Annotated in this window: 19 protein-coding genes and 1 pseudogene; 9 read left to right on the forward strand and 11 right to left on the reverse strand. The window is 65.8% G+C overall.

The features are described 5' to 3' along the window. The first annotated feature begins 351 nt into the window (after positions 1 to 351). Both BEMPMBAN_RS19220 and BEMPMBAN_RS19225 read left to right on the forward strand, forming a co-directional pair. Positions 352 to 741 carry an antitoxin Xre/MbcA/ParS toxin-binding domain-containing protein gene (locus BEMPMBAN_RS19220; protein WP_234897573.1) on the forward strand — a complete coding sequence of 130 codons (390 nt, stop codon included), beginning with the start codon at positions 352 to 354 and terminating at the stop codon, positions 739 to 741. Positions 742 to 1,081: 340 nt separating this feature from the next. Continuing rightward, complete coding sequence (locus tag BEMPMBAN_RS19225) at positions 1,082 to 1,603, forward strand: RES domain-containing protein (protein WP_234897574.1); 522 nt, start codon at positions 1,082 to 1,084, stop codon at positions 1,601 to 1,603. Between the two features lie 6 nt (positions 1,604 to 1,609). Here the strand turns inward: BEMPMBAN_RS19225 and BEMPMBAN_RS19230 are convergent. Together BEMPMBAN_RS19230 and BEMPMBAN_RS19235 are read right to left on the reverse strand one after the other, a co-directional pair. Next, a pseudogene (locus BEMPMBAN_RS19230) lies at positions 1,610 to 1,861 on the reverse strand (integrase core domain-containing protein); the annotation flags it as partial. Then, a complete protein-coding gene (locus BEMPMBAN_RS19235) occupies positions 1,792 to 2,064 on the reverse strand; it encodes an ATP-binding protein (RefSeq protein ID WP_425294991.1) in 273 nt (90 codons plus the stop codon). The pseudogene BEMPMBAN_RS19230 and the gene BEMPMBAN_RS19235, both read right to left, overlap by 70 nt. Before the next feature lie 538 nt (positions 2,065 to 2,602). Between BEMPMBAN_RS19235 and BEMPMBAN_RS19240 the strand changes: the two genes are divergently transcribed. Continuing rightward, positions 2,603 to 3,700 carry a VldE C-terminal domain-containing protein gene (locus BEMPMBAN_RS19240; RefSeq protein ID WP_200846046.1) on the forward strand — a complete coding sequence of 366 codons (1,098 nt, stop codon included), beginning with the start codon at positions 2,603 to 2,605 and terminating at the stop codon, positions 3,698 to 3,700. A 32-nt stretch (positions 3,701 to 3,732) separates the two neighbouring features. Here the strand turns inward: BEMPMBAN_RS19240 and BEMPMBAN_RS19245 are convergent, their stop codons facing one another. After that, on the reverse strand, positions 3,733 to 4,353 hold the full coding sequence (locus BEMPMBAN_RS19245; protein WP_234897575.1) for a helix-turn-helix domain-containing protein: 621 nt from the start codon (positions 4,351 to 4,353) through the stop codon (positions 3,733 to 3,735). 406 nt (positions 4,354 to 4,759) lie between these two features. Here BEMPMBAN_RS19245 and BEMPMBAN_RS19250 point away from each other — a divergent pair, with 406 nt between their 5' ends. From BEMPMBAN_RS19250 to BEMPMBAN_RS19275, 6 genes are all read left to right on the forward strand, one after another. After that, positions 4,760 to 5,143, forward strand: a complete 384-nt coding sequence (locus BEMPMBAN_RS19250; RefSeq protein ID WP_159232851.1) for a WhiB family transcriptional regulator — start codon at positions 4,760 to 4,762, stop codon at positions 5,141 to 5,143. A 342-nt stretch (positions 5,144 to 5,485) separates the two neighbouring features. After that, positions 5,486 to 5,755 (forward strand): helix-turn-helix domain-containing protein, encoded by a 270-nt coding sequence (locus BEMPMBAN_RS19255; RefSeq protein WP_159232852.1) that lies wholly within the window; start codon positions 5,486 to 5,488, stop codon positions 5,753 to 5,755. Next, on the forward strand, positions 5,752 to 6,267 hold the full coding sequence (locus tag BEMPMBAN_RS19260) for a hypothetical protein (protein ID WP_234897576.1): 516 nt from the start codon (positions 5,752 to 5,754) through the stop codon (positions 6,265 to 6,267). Before BEMPMBAN_RS19255 ends, BEMPMBAN_RS19260 begins: the two co-directional genes overlap by 4 nt. After that, a complete protein-coding gene (locus BEMPMBAN_RS19265) occupies positions 6,264 to 6,509 on the forward strand; it encodes a hypothetical protein (RefSeq protein WP_159232853.1) in 246 nt (81 codons plus the stop codon). Before BEMPMBAN_RS19260 ends, BEMPMBAN_RS19265 begins: the two co-directional genes overlap by 4 nt. A 14-nt stretch (positions 6,510 to 6,523) precedes the next feature. Continuing rightward, positions 6,524 to 7,300 carry a hypothetical protein gene (locus BEMPMBAN_RS19270; RefSeq protein ID WP_234897577.1) on the forward strand — a complete coding sequence of 259 codons (777 nt, stop codon included), beginning with the start codon at positions 6,524 to 6,526 and terminating at the stop codon, positions 7,298 to 7,300. Between the two features lie 176 nt (positions 7,301 to 7,476). Further along, positions 7,477 to 12,786, forward strand: a complete 5,310-nt coding sequence (locus tag BEMPMBAN_RS19275) for a helicase-like domain-containing protein (protein WP_159232886.1) — start codon at positions 7,477 to 7,479, stop codon at positions 12,784 to 12,786. A 96-nt stretch (positions 12,787 to 12,882) separates the two neighbouring features. Here BEMPMBAN_RS19275 and BEMPMBAN_RS19280 read toward each other — a convergent pair whose 3' ends face one another. From BEMPMBAN_RS19280 to BEMPMBAN_RS19315, 8 genes are all read right to left on the reverse strand, one after another. Beyond that, complete coding sequence (locus BEMPMBAN_RS19280; protein WP_159232855.1) at positions 12,883 to 13,746, reverse strand: DUF4226 domain-containing protein; 864 nt, start codon at positions 13,744 to 13,746, stop codon at positions 12,883 to 12,885. A gap of 125 nt (positions 13,747 to 13,871) precedes the next feature. Further along, positions 13,872 to 15,638, reverse strand: coding sequence for a hypothetical protein (locus tag BEMPMBAN_RS19285; protein WP_159232856.1), 1,767 nt, complete (start codon positions 15,636 to 15,638; stop codon positions 13,872 to 13,874). Then, entirely contained in the window at positions 15,638 to 16,207 is a 570-nt protein-coding gene (locus tag BEMPMBAN_RS19290; RefSeq protein WP_159232857.1) for a hypothetical protein, read from the reverse strand. The genes BEMPMBAN_RS19285 and BEMPMBAN_RS19290 overlap by 1 nt, the downstream gene beginning before the upstream one ends. Before the next feature lie 17 nt (positions 16,208 to 16,224). Further along, positions 16,225 to 16,530, reverse strand: a complete 306-nt coding sequence (locus BEMPMBAN_RS19295; protein ID WP_159232858.1) for a hypothetical protein — start codon at positions 16,528 to 16,530, stop codon at positions 16,225 to 16,227. A 31-nt stretch (positions 16,531 to 16,561) separates the two neighbouring features. Next, positions 16,562 to 17,146 carry a thermonuclease family protein gene (locus BEMPMBAN_RS19300; protein WP_159232859.1) on the reverse strand — a complete coding sequence of 195 codons (585 nt, stop codon included), beginning with the start codon at positions 17,144 to 17,146 and terminating at the stop codon, positions 16,562 to 16,564. Between the two features lie 24 nt (positions 17,147 to 17,170). Continuing rightward, positions 17,171 to 17,560 carry a type II toxin-antitoxin system VapC family toxin gene (locus BEMPMBAN_RS19305; RefSeq protein ID WP_159232860.1) on the reverse strand — a complete coding sequence of 130 codons (390 nt, stop codon included), beginning with the start codon at positions 17,558 to 17,560 and terminating at the stop codon, positions 17,171 to 17,173. Continuing rightward, positions 17,557 to 17,826 (reverse strand): type II toxin-antitoxin system Phd/YefM family antitoxin, encoded by a 270-nt coding sequence (locus BEMPMBAN_RS19310; protein WP_425294992.1) that lies wholly within the window; start codon positions 17,824 to 17,826, stop codon positions 17,557 to 17,559. Before BEMPMBAN_RS19310 ends, BEMPMBAN_RS19305 begins: the two co-directional genes overlap by 4 nt. 112 nt (positions 17,827 to 17,938) lie before the next feature. Beyond that, a complete protein-coding gene (locus tag BEMPMBAN_RS19315) occupies positions 17,939 to 18,259 on the reverse strand; it encodes a hypothetical protein (RefSeq protein WP_159232861.1) in 321 nt (106 codons plus the stop codon). Positions 18,260 to 18,281: the final 22 nt, after the last annotated feature.

Raw genomic sequence — 18,281 nt, forward strand, 5'->3', positions numbered from 1 at the left:
GCCAACCGGCCCACGTCCACGCGGCAGTCAACGTTGATCTCAAGCGCATCGTCCGCTGCGAACGCGACGGCCCGTTGTCCTTCGAGCATTTCGTGTTGCACGGTGCCGTTACGGCGCCTCGACGACATCCGCGAGCATTGGCCGGAATATGTCACTTGATTGGGTAGTGGCGGCGGCGTCTTAGGCGCTGTAATCGGGCGTCTACCTGCACGACGGGGTGTCTGAGAGGGGCAAATAACGCGCATTATGTGTATGTTTTGTGGAGCTTGTTGAGTCAGTTTGCGGTTTATCCTCGCCGCTTTCATGGTTAGGCGCTGTAGAGTCGCTGCTGACGAAGGAGGTGCTCGCGAGATGTCCGACTTGTTGGTCAAGGCTGGGGACGACACCGCGCGGATGGACACCCACGAGGTTGTCGCCTACCTTCTGGCGCGCCTCGGACCCACCCTGACGGCGTATATCGCCAGTTCACGAAGTCGTGCAATGCCAGCCCGGTGGGCCACCCCTCCGGGGGAGCGCAACCACGCCGAACCCTCGATTGAGAAAGCGCGGCGGCTGACGGCAACGCATACCGTCTTCTGGCTGATCGAGGAAGCCGAGAACGACCAGGTTGCCCGGAACTGGCTGATTTCTGCGAATCCTCGCCTAGACGGGATCACGCCGGCGCAACTGCTACGCGAAGATCAGTTTGGTGCTGTCTTTCGCGCCGCGGACGCGTTTATCACCGACACCTACCATGCCTAGTCACTCGTGACGTCGACTCTTCCTATACTCAGCCCGTTCGCTGTGTACAGAGAGGCAGGCGCGGGTGTCGTTGGTGGGTGCGACTATCTGCGCGTCGAGTGGGCTAAACATCGTTGCGAGTTCGGGTCAGAGTGTCTTTCGAGTGGCTCGGACGCAGTACGGTCCGGTTAATCCACCCCCGCGCGTTCCGGGTGAACATCCAGTCGAGGACTGGTCGCGATGGGATACGCCTGGGCGAACCATATACGGATGTTCCTCGGCGACAGGCGCTTTCGTTGAAGTGTTGGAGTATATCCGACCGGACCCGCCGGCGACGCTGCTGAGTGACCTCTTCGACGACGTGGAGCCCGATGACGCCGCGACGTTCGCCGCGCAGGTTGCGACGGAGTTGCCACAGCACGGGGCGATGCCCTACCGGTCAATCTCGAAGGGCTGGCGGGAATTGCGCTCCCTCTACGAACTTCAATTGCCCTACAGCGGTTGGTTCGTCGACGTCACTGGCGCCGAATCGATCTCGGTGCTTTCCGAACGGCTGGGCTCGACACTGCTGGCTGAGTGTGAGGTCGAGCACCTGACCCTCAGCGAGCTGACCAGCTCATCCGAAGACTTGAAGAAGCTCACGACGGGTATCGCAACGTGGATTCGAGACCGGACGGTTCTGTTCGACGGGGAGCGTCCGCTTGGGATTGTTTACCCGTCCAAATGGGGTACGACGCTGGGCGACAACTACGCGATGTGGCTGCGGCGTACAGACGACGGGACTGGCCCCGATCCGGTGACCGAGATAGAACCCTCCAGCATCGGCAAGCACACAAAACCCTTTGTTGACGCGGCAAGATTGCGCGGCATGCGGATCTTCTGAGCGCGACTAGCTGTACTGACCTGAGAGGTTAGGTATGCGGGTGGCGGGTGGTTGGCCGCCGAGTGCGGTGTGGCCGCGGTGGTAATTGTAGGTGTGTAGCCAGATCGGGAACTGCTCGCAGCGCTGGGCGTCGCTGGTGTAGAGCCGGGTATAGGCCCATTCGTCGCCGAGGGTTTGGTGAAATCTTTCTACCTTGCCGTTGGTTTGCGGCCGGTACGGCCGAGAGCGGCCGTGCTCGCGGTCGCGGGCGGCGTCGGCGCGGTAGACCGTTCGAATACCCGGGTAATGCATTCGGCAGCGATTCCCTCGCCATTGTCGGCGACGGCGATCGTCAGCCGGTCGCCGTCGCGGACACAGCCGAGTTCGACAGAACCGCCCGGTGGAGTGTGCCGCAGCGCATTCTCGAGCAGATTGCCCAGGACTCCGCCCGCGTCACCCCGAAGCTGTGGGAAGACGAGCACCGGCTGCTGTCAGTCGGCTTCCACCAAGCCAAGAGACTCTGGCCCCGGTGTGAACGGATTTGTGAACGAAACGGTGCGTTGAGCGTGAGATGAGGCCGAACGAGAATGACACTGGAGACGCACTAAGTAACCTGACCTGGGCATTCAGGACACAACTGACCGCGTGAGGCGGCGACTGACCGGCTCATACCTTAGAGGTCGCCTGTCGCATTCCCCGCACCATCTATGACCTCGTGAACGCCGGTCAAGCCGTAAACCGCAACGACATCCAGGAAAGGGACCTCATCCTGTGCAACTGGTCTGCCCGGGCACACTTGAGCACGTGATGATGGCCGTCTCACCGACGATGGCCATCGAGGCGCCAACCCCTGGCTAAACCGTGAAGTTCTCTCCCATACCAAGCGGCCACATCGAGGTCCGCCGGGTGGTCGCCTGACCTCCATATTCCAGGGGACGCACAGCTATTACCCACTGATCGCGCAGCGATTGTGGCGTTGGTAGTGGCCGTTGACGCAGGTGATAGGTGATACTGCCGATCATGTCCTTGCAGGGCCTGGTTGATGCGACCGCAACGGCCCTCGGCGGCGCCCGAGAGCTGTACGGCCAAGCCCCCAATGCGACGGGCTTGCCGTCGACCAGCGGATTGCAAAACCTCAGGACTGATCTGCGCACGTCGGTTGATACCGTGCCGGCGACGTGGCGGGGGACCGGGGGAGAAGGCTACAAGCAGGCCGGTGGCAACGGCATCACCGCGCTGGACAACGTAATCGGCGCTGATGGCCGGGTGGGTCCACAAGTCGTCACCGCGTCCAACGAGTCGCGTGATGGCCGCGCGGGGATGAACGGCGTCGTGAGCGACACCCGCAGCGGTGTCAACGCGATCGCGCCCAGCACCGACACCCCGGCGGGTAAGACGGTGTTGGTCAATCACCTCGAAGGCCAGCTCGACCGGGCCAAAGCCCTGCTCACCAAATCCGAGCAGCGAAACATCGCGATGGCGAACATGATTCGCGCTGCGGGCGGCGGCTACGGCGGTGGCCGCGGCATGGGTGGCGGCATGCCAATGGGCGGTGGTGGTGGCGGGATGCCCATGGGCGGCATGGGCGGCGGCTCACCGATGAGCGCATTCGGAGGCGGGGGCGGGCTCGGCGGCCTCGGCGGGCTCTTCTCGCCGGTGGCGAAGACCGCGCTTGCGGGTAGGTCGTCATCGGGGCAGGCCGGCAGCGGCAAGGGTGTTCCGGGTATGCCGGGACTGGACCGGCCGGGGTTGGCCAACGAGGCCCGGCTGCAGAAGTACACCCGCCGCCTCAGCCGCGCCATCTCGGCGGCCTTCCCCGAGATCACCGATATCGGTGGGTACCGGCCGGATTCGATGAAGTGGCATCCCTCGGGGCTTGCGCTTGACGTCATGATCCCGCAGTGGGATACCCCGGCCGGCAAGGCGCTCGGTGACCGGGTGGTTGCGTTCGTCCAGGCCAACGCTCAGGATCTCGGACTCGACCACGCCCTCTGGCGCCAGACGCAGCACAACGCTGACGGAAGCTCCTCAGGAATGAGCGATCGAGGATCGGCCAACGCCAACCACTTCAACCACGTCCATATCGCCAGCATCGGCGGCGGATACAGCGGCTACTAGATCCTCGCCTTAAGCGCCCGGCCCGTGTTGGGCTATTTCAGTGACTCAGCGGCCTTTTGGATCGACTCACGGCTTTCGTGAACTTCACGCATGACCGCTATCGCGTCGTCGAAGGAGTCGGCGTCGGGCAGGCTAGCTGCGATCAAACTCTCCATCTCACGCATGTTCGAATCCAGAGCGTTGAGAGCTGCAACGCGTGCCGAGGCATCGGCGAGGTCACTGGTCAACACCTCAAGACAGACAGCGCTGATGGCCACGACAGCGGAGGCGATCGACAGTGCTTGGCCGTACTGCGTGGCGTTGCGCATCGCCGAGGACGGGCCCGGTGCGGCCGGCGCGGCGCGTTCACGTCCCCGCGGCGGGATCTTGGGCGGGTCCTGGCCGTCACGAATGGCCTGGAAGGTGCCGCGCGGCCACTCCAGCGCATCCTCGAGTTTCGGCACCGTGCTCACCCGTATCGGGCCGCCGCCACGTTCGAGTCTGGTCGCGGTACCCAGTGACACTCCGGCCAATTCGGCGAGTGCGCGCTGGCTCAAGCCCAGCTCGGCGCGCCGACGCGCCACGCAGTCTCGTAGCCGGACCAGGGACGGGTCGGCGGCATCGTCGCTGGCAGGCGTCGTTTCGCCCACCTCGTCGTCGGTGTTGCCTTCCACACCCAAAGTGAACCACATGCTGGCCGAACAGACACGTATCTAGCTATGTGCCGGTTCGGCACCGCTATGAGCCTGTGCAGTGCGCGCTTCACACGTTACTGATGCACAACTAGGGGATAAGGGCGGCGTTATCGGGAGTGACTCAAGATGAATTTTTCTTCCACTTTCGCGGGCACTTCTCTGGCGGTGCCACGCCTCGGGCATTCGACAAAGTACCAGTTAGAGCCGGTGACCAATCCTCGCGCGGCAGCGTAGAAAGCCGTCAGATTCGCCCAAATTTCGGGGTCGGGCGCGGACAGATGGAGATTGGTGCTGCACAACTACGCCAAGTGGGGGTTATGATCACCGCATGCTCAAGAGGGGCACAACTAAAGATCACTTAACGCCCAACTCGGGAGGTAGCGCGATGACGCATCTAGTGGCCAACCCGGTCAAGATGGAAATCAACGGGCTCTGCAACTACTCCGCTGATCCAGAAGAGTGGTTCGACTACCGCAAGGCCATGCAGTGCAAGCGGATCTGCGGCAACTGCCCGCTGCGCAAGGCCTGCGCCCGCACGGCACTGGCCGTGGAAGCCACCGATGGTGTGTGGGCCGGGGTTGACCTGCCCGGCGAACACGCCACGGTCGAGGAACAGACCATCGCCCGCCGCCAGCTCGCCATGGTCGTCGCGGCGATGGACCATCAGCCCGAGGCGCACCGCCAACGCTGCCTGGCGATCCGCGAGGCTATGCACTACGCCGCGTTCCCCGGCCAGCGCGCCCCTGTCACGGAGTCAGTCAGTGCCTAGTTCAGGTCCACGGACTTACACCAATAGACTCCTGCGGGACTATCTCGTCGCCGCGCTGCGCTGCTCCCCGCATCCCCTGACCACCACGCAGCTGCGCCAGGGTGCGCCACCGGTCGCCGTGCCCGGAAGCACCCGGCCACTCCCTCCAACCCAAGAGGCCATCTACCGGCTACTGCGCAGTCTCCAAGGGGAAGGGGCGGTCGCCGTCGCCGAAACCACCGCCTGCCGACGCGCCTGGGTGGCCACCGCCAACCCCGCCGCCGACGATGAAATCGCCAGTCTCGATGCACTGTTCAGCGCACCCAGCGCTTCGGCCGCGCATCGCACCACAAAGTTTGATCGATGCCGGCGACGCCGCTGACCGCAGAAGTGCTCGCGGCTCTAGAGCGCATCGGCTGTCCTGTCACCACCACCGACCTGATGCGGTTGCTCAACCGCGACCGCCCCACCCCGCTGGTGGTCGACCAGGTGTACCGGGCCGTGGATGCGCTGCGCGCTCGCGGCGCTGTCCGCCGACTCAAAGCCGCGAGCAATAAACGAGTCCGGTACTGGGAAGTCGCCACCGGGCCACATACCTGTAGCTGCGGCGCATCTCAGCAAGGCGCATCGTGACCGCCGTCGACCACCACACCACAGAGGAGTCACTGCCCCTGCGGGAGTGGTTGCTGACGCTGCTGTCCGGGCGGCCCCACCAGGTCATCGGCGACGACCCTGCAGAGCCCTATCTCCTGCGGTGGTTCCTGATCCCGCGCAACCCGCTCATCAACATCTATCGACACCGCTTCTGTCGGTCCGATCCCAGTGTGCCGCACGACCATCCGTGGCATTTCGCGAGTGTCGTGGTGAAGGGGCGCTATCGCGAAATCGGCGAGCGCGGGACCATCGTGCGCCGGCCAGGGTCGGTGGCCTTTCGCCGCGCCAGCTCACGCCATCGCGTGGAGCTGCTTGCCGGGGAGCCGGTGACGACGGTCATTGTCACCGGACCCCGCTGCCGCCGGTGGGGTTTCTGGTGCCCACGACCGGCAGGCCCGCCAGCGTTCGTGCCCTGGCAACAGTTCGGAACGGGCGGGTGTGGCGAGTACCTCGGCGCACCGCCGGCAGGACAGAGGAGCCCAGCCCGATGAGCACAGCCATCGCCACCCACCTCCACGCAGTTGCCGGGCAAGGGTGCACGCCTTCCCGCGGAATCGTGCGGGTGCTGGTTGCGGCGTGGCGTCGCCGGCGGTCGCTGTGCACCTGCGGATGGAGCGGCCCACCGCGGATGACGCGAGCCGGAAGCATCCTCGACGCTCACCTGCACGCCGCACGGGCCGGATGCCACCCGGCAGTCCCGCTCGTCGACGTCGACATCGGCCGGCGGCCATGACGCCGGGACTGCCCATGGGCATCAACGACCGGCGGATACGCGCGTTCTTCGCCGTCCGGGGTTACCCGGACCCCGCCACCGTCAGCCAGGAGAGGACAATATGGGCCGCAACAAAGCGCCGGATCCGGATCAGCCGGATCTGTTCAGCATCCTCGACGAGGCAGGCAGTGACGGTGATCGACCCGGAGATCCTCAAGGCGGTGCAGACGGTCTACTCGACCGATCTGAGCCTGCCCGAGGAGTGGACCCCGGAACAACGCACCGAGTTCCTGACGGCCGAAGCGGACAAGATCAGCTCGATGGCGGCCAGCATGGCCGAGGAGCTGTGGGAGAAAGCCATCGCGGTGTGGAGCCGCAACCGCAACGGCAAGACACCCAATCACGCGACCAAAGTGGCGTTGTTGGAAGCGGCCCGAGCGCAGGCAGCCCAGACAGTGCTGAACAACGAGTTGTACGAGCTGATCGATACCGACCAGACCGACGACCTGATCGAGACCGACGAGATTCCACCCTCATGGGGGAGCCCCGATCCGGCACACCTCGGGTGGGAGCGGCGCTGGACGAACCCGGCGCACCAGAGCGAGCCCAGCGAGGACCTGGAAGCGCTGATCGATCGCCTGTGGCCGGCACCGGACTATTCGGGACCGTTCCGGATCAAGGCGGGGTACCTGATCTCGGCGCGGGCCGAGGACGGCCAGCCGCTACCCGCCCACCCCGAGGACCCCTTGACCGCGGACTTGGCGCAGATGATCTACCGCGACCTGCGAGTGGACGGGCTCCCCGAGCGGTAGGCCCCCAGGCCTCGTTGTTCGACGATCCAGTCGACATCGACATCAACGACGACATCGAGACCGGCACGCTCACCGCGGAGACGGTCGACGCGCTCGATCCCATCGCGGTCGACGACGGCCCCGCGGTCGCGGTCGCGCCAAATGCCCTCGAACAGCCCACGGCGGAGCCACCGGCGGTGGCCGAGGAGTTCCACAGCACCGCGGACTTTCCGGCCAGCACCGACGTCCTGGTCCCATCCGGCGCCAAGGCCCGCGCCCGAGCCAACCTCGCCGCCATCGAACTAGTCCACACACTGCGCGACGCCGGGCGGCCGGCGACGCTGCCCGAGCAGCGCGTCCTGGCCGCCTGGTCCGGATGGGGCGCCATCCCGCAGATCTTTGACCCCCGCGCCAAAGACTTCACCGCCGAGCGAGCTCAACTCGCCGGTCTGCTGACTCCCGAGCAGTATCGTCGCGCCCAAGCCTCCATCCTCAACGCCCACTACACCGACCCCGCCGTCGTGTCCGCGGTCTGGGATGCACTAGGTGCGGCGGGATTCTCCGGCGGCCCGGTGCTCGAACCCGGCTGTGGCAGCGGCACCTTCATCGGTCATGCTCCCCAGGGAACGGCCATGGTCGGCGTCGAAGCAGACGACATCACCGCAGCCATCGCCGCGCTGCTGTACCCCTCAGCCCAGGTGCGTCACGAAGGCTTCGAGACTACTCGCGTCCCCGAGGCCAGCTTCACCGCCGCGATCGGCAACGTGCCGTTCGGCCGCTACGCGCTCACGGACGCCCAGCACAATTTTCGACGCCTAAATATTCACAATCACTTCATCGTGAAATCGCTGGCCCTGGTCGCACCAGGTGGCTATGTCGCGGTCCTGACGAGTCGCTACACCATGGATTCGGTGAAAACCGCTGCGCGCGAGGACATTGCCCAGCGCGCAGACCTGATCGGGGCGCTGCGACTTCCCTCCCAGGCCTTTAGCCGGGTCGCCGGCACCGAAGTTGTCACCGACCTGCTCATCTTCCGCCGCCGCGAGGACGGCACCGAGATCAGCAGCGACACGCTCGACTGGATCAACACCGAAACCGCCGATCTCGTCGACCCCCGCACGGGCGACGAGGACCAGGTGCCCATCAACGCCTACTTCCTCAACAACCCGCACCGGGTGCTCGGGAGCACCGAACTCGGCCACGGCCTGCACGGATCGGCGCAGCTCGCCGTCGCCGGCGCTACGGGCCTGCAGCTGGCCGACCAGATCCGCGACCAGCTCCAGCCGATGATCGCGGCCGCCGTGGCACGCGGGCACGGGCTCACCGCACGCAGTGAAGACTTGCCTGCTAGTGCAGCAACAGTTTTCGCGCCCGGACTGCGCACCCCGAGCGCCCAGGTTGACGATCCGCCGCTGTACACCCTGCGCTACAACGCCGCCACGCGCAGCATCGACTACTGGGCCGGGCACAGCTGGGAGCCGAACAAGACGCCCAAGACTCTCGTCGAGGAAACCAAGGAACTCATCGCCCTGCGCGACGTCGCCACCGCGCTCATCGCCGCACAGCGTGACGGTGAACCCGAGCACGACCGCGAGCAGCTCCGCGGGCACCTCAACACCCTCTACGACAACTACGTCAGCAAGCGTGGACCCGTTAACCGCTTCGACTGGGTGCAGCGCAACGCAACTCAGTCCCTGCACGACAAGCGCATCGCCAAGCTCGAACAGACATGGCGTGAGCAGGAGGGCACCACAGGGCGCCCCTGTGACGGCCCCGTCCCCGAGGAGCTGGCCGAGCAATGGGAAACCGAGGCGTGGCAGCCACCGGAGCCGTTCAAGAAGTTCCGCCACCTCGAAGGCGGCATGCGGTATGACCCCGGTTGGGCGGTCGTGTCGGCGCTGGAGGACTTCGACGACGACACCGGAACCGCCACCAAGAATCCGATCTTCACCCGCGATGTTCTGACCGCGACCGTCGAGCGCGTCACCGCCGACACCCCCGGAGAAGCCCTGGCGATGAGCCTGGACCGCACACGCCGGGTCGACGTCGCCCTGATCTCCGAACTGCTCGGCGTCGGCGACGAAGACACCCGCGCCCTGCTCGACGGGCTGGTCTACCCCAGCCTTGACGACCCCGACGAGCTGGTCCCAGCCACCACGGCGCTCTCGGGCAACGTGCGCTCCAAGCTGGCTGCCGCTATCGAGGCCGTCGACACCAACCCCGTCTACGAGCCCTACGTCGCAGCGCTGCGCGACGTACAACCCGAACAGCGCGAGGCCGAAGACATCAAGGTCCGTCCCGGCGCCCCGTGGATCCCGGCCCCAGTGATCGCCGCCTTCGCCGAAAAGACGTTCGGCGCCAACGGCGTCAAGGCCGAACACATCGGGGGCCGCTGGACAGTCGACGTCCCCAGCTACAAGCGCAACGGCCGCCTCATGACCGACGAGTGGGGCGTCGATCGGCGCAACTTCGACGCGGTGAGCCTGCTCGAAGCGGTCTGCAACTCCAAGGCCGTGGTCATCACCACCGAAGAGGGCGATGTCGACGCCCAAGCGACGTTCGCCGCTCAGGCCAAATGCGCCAAGATCACCGAGGAGTTCACCCGGTGGCTGTGGTCAGACGACGAGCGCCGCGACACCCTGGTCGCCGAATACAACCGGCGTTTCAACTCCCTGCGCGCCCCCGTCTACGACGGCAGCCAACTGCGACTTCCCGGGCTCTCCGACCACTTCACCCCACACAGCTACCAGCGCAACGCCGTCGCCCGCATCACCAACGAGCCTTCCACCCTCCTCGATCATGTCGTCGGAGCCGGCAAGACCGGCACCATGCTCATGGCGGCGATGGAGCTGCGCCGTCTCGGCCTGGTCCGCCAGCCGTGGATTGTGGTGCCTAACCACATCATTGAGCAGGTCGGGCGCGAGGCCAAGCAGTGGTATCCGGCGGCCAATGTGCTTCTGGGATCCTCAGCGACGACGGCCGAAGGCCGCCGCCGGTTCATCGCCCAGAGCGCGGCGAGCGAGTGGGACATGGTGATCGTGCCGCAGTCGGCGTTCACCGCCATCAACGTGTCCAACGACGTGCGGATGGCCTACGCCGAAAAGCAGCTCGACGAGCTGCGGGCCCAGCTGGAAAACGCCACCGTCGAGCGCAGCCAAAAAGCGATCATGCGGGCCATCAAGGCCGCACAGGCCCGGCTGGAAAAGCTGATGGCCGCCGAAAGCAAGGACGTGGGTTTACGTTTCGAAGAATCGGGGTGCGATTACGTCCTGATCGACGAAGCACACATGTACAAGAACAAACAGCGAGTGTGCAACATCGAGGAGCTGTCGTGCGCGAACGCCGCGCAACGCGCAGAAGACCTCAGCCTCAAACTCGATGTGCTGCGCGAGCGCCGCCACGACGAGGCTCGGGCCCGCGGCATTCCCGAACACGCCGTCGTCGAACGCGTCGCCACCTTCGCCACCGGAACCCCGATCGCCAACTCCCTCGGCGAACTCTGGGTCATGCAAACCTACCTGCGCCCCGATCTCCTGCAAGCCGCCGGCGTCGCCGACCTGGGGGACTGGGGAGCGGCATTCACCGCGACTCACACCACCATCGAAGTCAACGCCACGGGCACCAAACTGCGCCCCGTCACCAAGGTGGCCAAGTACACCAATCTGCCCGAGCTGCTGGCGCTGTCCAACGCCTACACCGATGTCGTCACCCGCGACCAGGTGCCCGTGGCTCTCCCTGAACTCCGCACTGGTGCCCGCCAGATCGTGAGTCTGCAGCCCGGCGTCGAGGTCATCGACTTCATTGGTGACCTCGGCTGGCGCGCAGACCATCTCGACGCACGGAAACCGCAGCGCGACAACATCCTCAAGATCAGCAACGACGGCCGCAACGCCTCGCTGGACCCTCGAATGGCGCACCTCGGGACACCCACTCAGAGCCGCGCCGCTGAGGTCGCCGAACGAGCCATAGAAGTGCAGCGCCGCCTTGCCGATCGCCAGTACCACGACCGCGACACCGGCGAGCTACTGCCCGCCCGCGGCCCGCTGCAGCTGATGTTCTGCGACCGCGGTACACCGTCGAAAGACCCGCGGCAGTTCACCATCTACCAGGCCATCAAAGACGAACTCGTCGCTCGAGGAATGCCGCCCGAGGCCGTACGGTTCGTCCACGAAGCTCGCAACTCCGCACAGCTCAAAGCGCTCTTCTCGCAATGTAACCGCGGCGAAGTGTCCGTGCTGATCGGCAGCACCGAGAAAATGGGCACGGGCACCAATGTGCAATCGCGGCTGGCCGCCCTGCATCATGTCGATGTGCCGTGGCGGCCGGCCGACCTGGAGCAGCGGGAGGGGCGAATCCTCCGACAGGGGAACCAGAACGAGGAAATCGACATCTTCAACTACGTCACCGAGTCCAGCTACGACACGGTGATGTGGCAGCGTGTGCAGGCCAAGGCTCTGTTCATCGAGCAGATGCGCCGCAACGAAGTTCTCGATTCCGAAATCGAGGACCTCGGTGGCGGAGACATCGGCGCCGCGGCCGCCGAGACCAAGGCCATCGCCACCGGCGATCCGCGCTACCTACGTCAAGTCGAACTCGACGACACCGTGCGGCGCCTGACCGCACTGGAGCGGGCTCACCAGTCGTCGGTGCGCAACCGGGACTGGCAGGTGCGCGTGCTGGAGCGTGCGATCCCGGCCAAGCAGACGGACATCGAACAGGTCGCGCCGGCGGCACAGGCGGCCCAGGACCGCGGGGATGCGCCGCACCGCCTCGCGGTCGGTTCCGACACGTTCACGGATCGACCCGAGGCAGCTGCGGCGCTCACCGCTGCGTGCCGGCGCGCCTACATGGCTGGTAAGGACCGCGGCGCCACCCGATACGAACCGATCGGTGCCTCCATCAACGGCGTCGAGGTCTTGGGCGCGCGTGACCTTACCCACGACATGCTGCTGCTGCGCCTGGCCGTGCCGTCGCGCACCACCGAGATCGACGCGACCGAGCTGTTGGCGGCCGGATCCCAACTCGGGCTTGACGTCTCCGGACCGAAGCAGCTCGGGCTGCTGCGCCGCGTCGAGAATCTTTACACCGGGCTCCCTGAGCATCACGCCCGCCTGCAACGAGAGCAGGAGCGCCAGCGCGACGAACTTGACGACTTGTTGGCCAATCCGCCGGCACCCTTCGAGCAGCGCAGCGAGCTGGAGGCCAAGCAGGCAGAATTGTCCGCACTCACCCTGGAGCTGCGGATGGCAGCAGAGAGTCCGGAAGCCAAGGCCAAAGCTGAGGCCGCCACCCAGCGGATGAAGATGCGCGGCCGCGAACCGGGCTGGAGTCTGACCCTCAATCCCACGCCAGCGCTCGTTGAGGAGCTTGGCTATCCCAATGCCGACGCCGTGCGGCGCGCGGTGCGCATCCGTGAACGCGTGGCGCTGGAACGCCACCAGCGCGACATCACCGGCCGTGACCACGGTCGGACGCGCGATGACGACGGACCGGGCCTATCGCAGTAATGACCCATATTGCCCATATCACCCATATGGGCAATATGGGGCATCGGTGCCCAGTGCTGAGTCGTGAATGAGCGATCGTCGCGGTGGCGCAGACGCCTAGAGAAGGCCCGGCGGGATCGCTGGCCCCGCGTCCGGGCCGGCGGCGGCACCGCCCGGATCGATGTACTCCGGCCAAATCTCGTCGGGGTCATCCCAATCTCCGGGGCCCGAGGCGGTGACCGTGGCTTCGTACTGGTGGCCAACGGTCTGGAAGTTTGTGGCCAGACGCGTCGACATCTCCTGGGCGTTCTTGGCGACCTGCTTGGCCTCGGACGCTTTCTGGTCGAGGAACTCCGCGAGCTGCTCGCGTCCGGCCGCGGTCCCCAGGCTGGGCTGCATCGCGGCGACGCCCATCTGGATCTCCTGCTGGATTCGTTGCAGCTGCATCTTGGACTGAGCATCAGCGGTGTGCGCGTTGGTGATGTTCTGGCCCAGGCTCTGATCGGCCTGGTTGAGCGCATCCCGCGTCTTCCGGAGTGACGCATCGGCCGTATCGGCTTCGTCGGCGCCCTGGCCCGTCCAGCCGGCCGGCCGCACCGAACCCGGGGGATAGGGGCGATGATCGGGAACCCAGACCCCTGAACCGTCCGGCGACTCCGTGTACTTAGGTCCCATCGGATACACCGGTGGGCCAAGTTCGCCAGGCTTCTTGAGGATGACACCGCCATCGTCGTGGATGCCGTCCAGCGTCGAGCGCGGCATCCTCGATGAGGTGTTCATGTCCTGCTCGGGGATGTAAGGCGGGTACTGCGGAACTGGCGGTGCGACGCCATCGGGCCCGGGAATCTGGGGGGAGTAAGTCGGCGCCGGGTAGGGCGGCAGCGTGGGATCCGGGACCGGTGTGTCCAGCGGCGGGTTGAAGCCGCCCAGACCACCGATGCCCGTCATCAGGTCATTGACCTGTTGTCCCCAGAAACCCACGCCAACGAAGATAGTTGCACTCTCGGCGTCACCGCTACCAGCAACGCCCACATTGCCGCCAAAATGGCACCGTCATCGAACACCGGTTTGAACCCTCGCGGCCCAGACAACTTCCTGATCGCGGCTCAGCTGATGTCGAGCAGGCTGGCCAGGTTGTGATCCCCGCGGGCAGCCAAGACCGCACCGACGTCTTCTCGCCGGCAGTCCAAGGCCGCAGCGAGCGCCGCAACGGGATTGCGTATCGCGCGTCCGAGTAGCTTGTGCAACCGCACCGCGGCCTGCTCCTCCGAGCCAAGGCGAGTCACCTCCAGCGACGTGTCGTCGACCCGGAGCCCGAGGACCAAGGTGTCCCCGGTGGCCGCCTCAACCCCCGCGGCCTGGGCGCGCAACGACCCGAGGTTGGCACCTGTTGTTGACGCGAGCTTCCAGTACAGCGTGACCGCGCCGTGCGGGCTGACGAAAGTCCGCTGCTCGCCGGGGGCTACCCCAACGGCGGTGGCCACCGCCGGGTGGACAGTCTGTCCAGACCCGCGGAGCAGCTCCGACGTGACCGGAATCGCAATTCGAATCTCGTTGGGTCCGTTGCGCAACACTCCCCGGATCGTGTTCAGGGGTGGAACCGGTGGCCATCCATCGGCCTTGGTCCGCCGCCGAATCATGCCCCGGGTCGTAATGAATTCCAGTGTGCTCATGTAGGAACGGATCGACGACTCTGTGATGTCTGGGAACTGGGCCCGAAGGTCACTCATCACTTCGATGGAGGTGGCCCTTCCACCCCGGGCGTCGATGCGCTCACCGATCGCGTGCGCGATGCCGACGTATTCGGGGAGGGCCCAGGCGCTCAGTCCCCAGGTGCTGCGACTCGCACGGGCGAACCTGGAGTCCTTAGACAGCACCGCGTTAACGCGCTCAACACTAATCCGGCTGCCGCCGATGGTGGCGAAGATCGTCTCGGCGGTCGCCGGGACCCCGAGGACGTGCAGCGCTGCTTCGGTCATGTTGGCGGTCGTATCGCCAGCCCATGGCACCCAGTTGTCACTAAAACGGCGCAGTGCCACTTGACATTCGAGAAAGGCGAGAGCGATACCGGTTGATATTCCCAGGCTCGTCAACGCATCGAGCAGGGTGTCGGTTTTGGGCGCGCCCTGGCCGTCAAAGACGGCACCGACGGCCGCGAGTGCTCGCGCCCGACCACCAGCGGCTGTGGCGGTGCTTTCTAGCCAGTCATCGCGACGGGCGTAGGGGCCGGCGATGTGAAGCAGGACCTGGCCCGCCTGACTGGACGGATCGACTCCGAGCCGACGCAGGTCGAGGGCAGCAGCTTCTGCGGGCAGATACGGTCCTAGGCGGCGCCGCAACTCGCTGGCGTGCTCGACGACCTCTTGATGTGCGGGATCGGCCAGCATCTCAGCGAACCGTGCTCGTGCCCGCGGCAGGTTCCGGCTCACCGAAACAGGATGTACGCCAAGGCGTTCTGCGATCACCCGTTGTGGAACGGGGTCGAGAGTCCAATCTTGGGCAGCCAGGATCTCCCGGTCGAAGTCGTCGAGTTGCCCGACCAAGCGCGCCACCGCCGCGGCGGCGCCGGCCTTTCCGGCCGCGACGGTCTCCCGGTGGACCCGCACCGCCTCCGCCGCGGTCTCGATCAGTGCGCGGACGGCCGAGCCGCCCAGCTTCGGCCGCAGTAGCAGTGCCTGTGGGGTTTGGCTGGCGAAGTCTGCCCAGCGAGGGAACTCCTCGGCGTAGGCCCCGAGTCGGCGCGGTAGCCGGGCGTAGGGGACGGCAAACGAGGCGATGCTGTCGAAGCCCTCCACGAGGTCGCGCAGCTGTGCGGCCAGGATCGTCTGGTCGCGCCACCAGTCCGCATCAAGAGCCTTGTCGATCGAGTCCATCAAGAGGCCTGCTCGACGCCGGGCGGCAGCTGATATTGGGGGGTGGCGATGCCGTCATACCAGGCACTGTGGGAGCAGGTCGTGCGGTTGACCACGCAGCCGCTATTGGGGGGCATGGTGGGGTGCTCGGCCCACCCGACAGCGGTCAGAGCGTCGTACGTTGCGGCCACCAGGCGGTCGGGCAGGACAGGCCCGACGCAGACAAGTTCAGTGACGGCCAACGCGACCGTGGGGTGGTCGACCCAGATATGGGGTTCGATGATGTCGAGTGCCCACAGCACGATGCTGCCCTCGCCGGCGAGGCGCAGGGTGCGGCCGACGCCGCCCAAGGTTGCGAGTTCGTTGGCGCGGTGAGGCCCGAAGACATGCGATGAGACGTCGAGCCATTCAGCGAGATCAATGCGGGCCCACACCCGGGCAGGGGAGAAGTCAGGAGAACTGCGGCACCCAGCCCGCGGCGGCCAGCCCGTCGACTCCGCAAATTCGACCTGTTTGTAGAGCGTTGCGGGAAGGCCGATGTAGGCGAGCTGGTCTGCGGCGATCTGTATGGGCGTCGTCATGTCGACCATCCGGTTCGCTTCCAGGACTAGGACCGGTAGTGGGCTTCGGCGAACTGCCCGAGCTTCCAGGTGGTCAACGTGGAGTCGCCAGGAGAGGCATCGAGGGGCACGTAACCGTGCAGCCACCCATCGAGGATGTACTCGCGCCGAACGAAGTCCTCGATCCTCTCACCGCTAGACGCAATCGCCTTGAGTATCAGCACGGCTCGCTCGAAGTGGTCCGGGCCAACTCCGTTGCGCTCGCCCAAGGCCCCGACTTCATCGTGCTGTCCGGTGTCGGCGAGGGCCATCGCCGCCAGCTCGAAGGTGTAGGGCCGGTTGAAGTTGGTCATGTTGGCGTCCTTCCCGTCTTGTCGGTGTCAATCAGGTCGGGGTGGACTCAGTGCGACCGTTACAGGGCGGTCCCCACAGCCCGCGAAGGGCCGCGCGTGCCTCGTCTTCGGCAGCCCGGATATCGGGGTAGCGGCTCACCGGCTTGTCGTCGTAGACGTAGGACCGGGCCATGCCGGAACGCACCGACTCAACCGAAAAGTCCCGTCCGTCAGCCAAGTTCACGTAGGCGAGGGTGCGGCCGTAGCGGTCGTTGGCGTCCTGGGTGGGGTCCGCGGTTAGGGTGATGCGTTGCCCGGTCAGGGTTTCGGTGGCGAAGCGCTCGGCTTCGGGCCCCCAGCAGCCAACTGTCCAGCCCGGCCGATGAACCTCGGGGGTGTCGATGCCCAAGACGCGGACACGGAGTCGGCCGCGGTCGTCGTCCCGGACGTCCAGGGTATCTCCGTCAATTACACGTAGCACCGTGGCTGTTGGAGCTGGAGCTGCGTCGGCCGCCGGGGAGCCGAGCTGAGCGTACCCACTCAGGACGATGACAAGCGCGCTCGCGAGGATGGCGAGGATGGCGTGCGTGCGCAATCTTTGCGCCGACACCGGTTTCGGCTCGTAATCTTCTGGCATCACGGCTCCTTCCGTATGATCGGATCAGGCTTTCAGCGTCGGGGTGAGCGCCGCGGCGAGGATCTTCGCGTCGCGGGTGGCGAGGGTGAGGTTGCGGCGCAGCGCTTGGGCAACGATCACCCGGTCGAACGGATCGCGATGTTCCCAGGGCAGTCGCCCGGCAAGGATGGCGTCGTCGGAGCTGATCGGCAGGTCGTCCACACGCATCGCCTCCAACTGGCTAGGCCAGGTCGCCAACAGCGTTGAGCCGTCAAGTCGGCCGAGTCGCGTTTTGATGGCGATCTCCCAGGCTGAGGCCGCGCTGACCCACACAGATGTCGAGGGGTCGGCCAGGTGTGCGAGCGTTTCGGGATCCAGCGTGGTCGGCTCCCTGAGCAGCCACAGCAGGGTGTGGGTGTCCAACAGGATGTTCACGACGACTCGTCGCCCTCCCAGCGTGCCAGCTCGGTATCTGGTAGCGGCTCGTCGAAGTCATTGGGGATGGAGAGGTTCGGCATTTGGCCGAACTGCCGAGGGGTTGGGTTCGCGGGGACCAGGCGTGCGACATCGCGGCCGTGGTTGGTGATGATCACTGTCTTACCGGTGCGCTCGACGTCGGCGAGCAGCGCGTTGAGCCGGTTCTTGGCGTCAGTGCTGGACACTTTCTCCACGGTCATACGGGCCAGCTTACCGTCACCCACGCCGTTCACGCTAGCGCTACTAGCGTGAATAGAACCACGGGCGGTTCGCGAATGTCGATAGGTTCCAGCCGCTGCCGCCCACCTGTTCCGAGCACGGTGGCCCCTGCTGGCGTCAGCTAGCGGCGCCGTGATCCGAGTCAGGTCCGTACACCATCCCGGTGCACGTAGGCCCCGGCGGTGGTGCGGGGTGAAGGGTGCCATCGGAGTCAGCGGTGTAGCCGGAGGGTGGAGCCAGTGGAAGCGGCACAACGGATCCGCCGGTGCTCGCGGCGTACTGGTTGGCTTCATCGGCCTGAGCGTCGGTGAACACTTGCAGCGCTTCGGGCTGGCCCGATACCCGCACCAGCATCGTAAAGTCTGACACCGCCACCTGGTCGGTCCGGTTACGCGGTCGCTGCACTACATGGGGTGAGGGGTCGCTGGGTTCGGTCACCCGCCAATTGTGGCCTCAGTGT

The organism is Mycolicibacterium austroafricanum (assembly GCF_902705885.1).
Taxonomy (GTDB): domain Bacteria; phylum Actinomycetota; class Actinomycetes; order Mycobacteriales; family Mycobacteriaceae; genus Mycobacterium; species Mycobacterium vanbaalenii_A.

Excerpts from the sequence above, each read along its gene's own strand:
- BEMPMBAN_RS19270 (WP_234897577.1), top strand. The coding sequence starts at position 6,524 with ATGGGCATCAACGACCGGCGGATACGCGCGTTCTTCGCCGTCCGGGGT.
- BEMPMBAN_RS19250 (WP_159232851.1), top strand. The coding sequence starts at position 4,760 with ATGACGCATCTAGTGGCCAACCCGGTCAAGATGGAAATCAACGGGCTC.
- BEMPMBAN_RS19240 (WP_200846046.1), top strand. The coding sequence starts at position 2,603 with ATGTCCTTGCAGGGCCTGGTTGATGCGACCGCAACGGCCCTCGGCGGC.
- BEMPMBAN_RS19220 (WP_234897573.1), top strand. The coding sequence starts at position 352 with ATGTCCGACTTGTTGGTCAAGGCTGGGGACGACACCGCGCGGATGGAC.
- BEMPMBAN_RS19295 (WP_159232858.1), bottom strand. The coding sequence starts at position 16,530 with ATGACCAACTTCAACCGGCCCTACACCTTCGAGCTGGCGGCGATGGCC.
- BEMPMBAN_RS19300 (WP_159232859.1), bottom strand. The coding sequence starts at position 17,146 with ATGCCAGAAGATTACGAGCCGAAACCGGTGTCGGCGCAAAGATTGCGC.
- BEMPMBAN_RS19290 (WP_159232857.1), bottom strand. The coding sequence starts at position 16,207 with ATGGTCGACATGACGACGCCCATACAGATCGCCGCAGACCAGCTCGCC.
- BEMPMBAN_RS19255 (WP_159232852.1), top strand. The coding sequence starts at position 5,486 with ATGCCGGCGACGCCGCTGACCGCAGAAGTGCTCGCGGCTCTAGAGCGC.
- BEMPMBAN_RS19285 (WP_159232856.1), bottom strand. The coding sequence starts at position 15,638 with ATGGACTCGATCGACAAGGCTCTTGATGCGGACTGGTGGCGCGACCAG.
- BEMPMBAN_RS19265 (WP_159232853.1), top strand. The coding sequence starts at position 6,264 with ATGAGCACAGCCATCGCCACCCACCTCCACGCAGTTGCCGGGCAAGGG.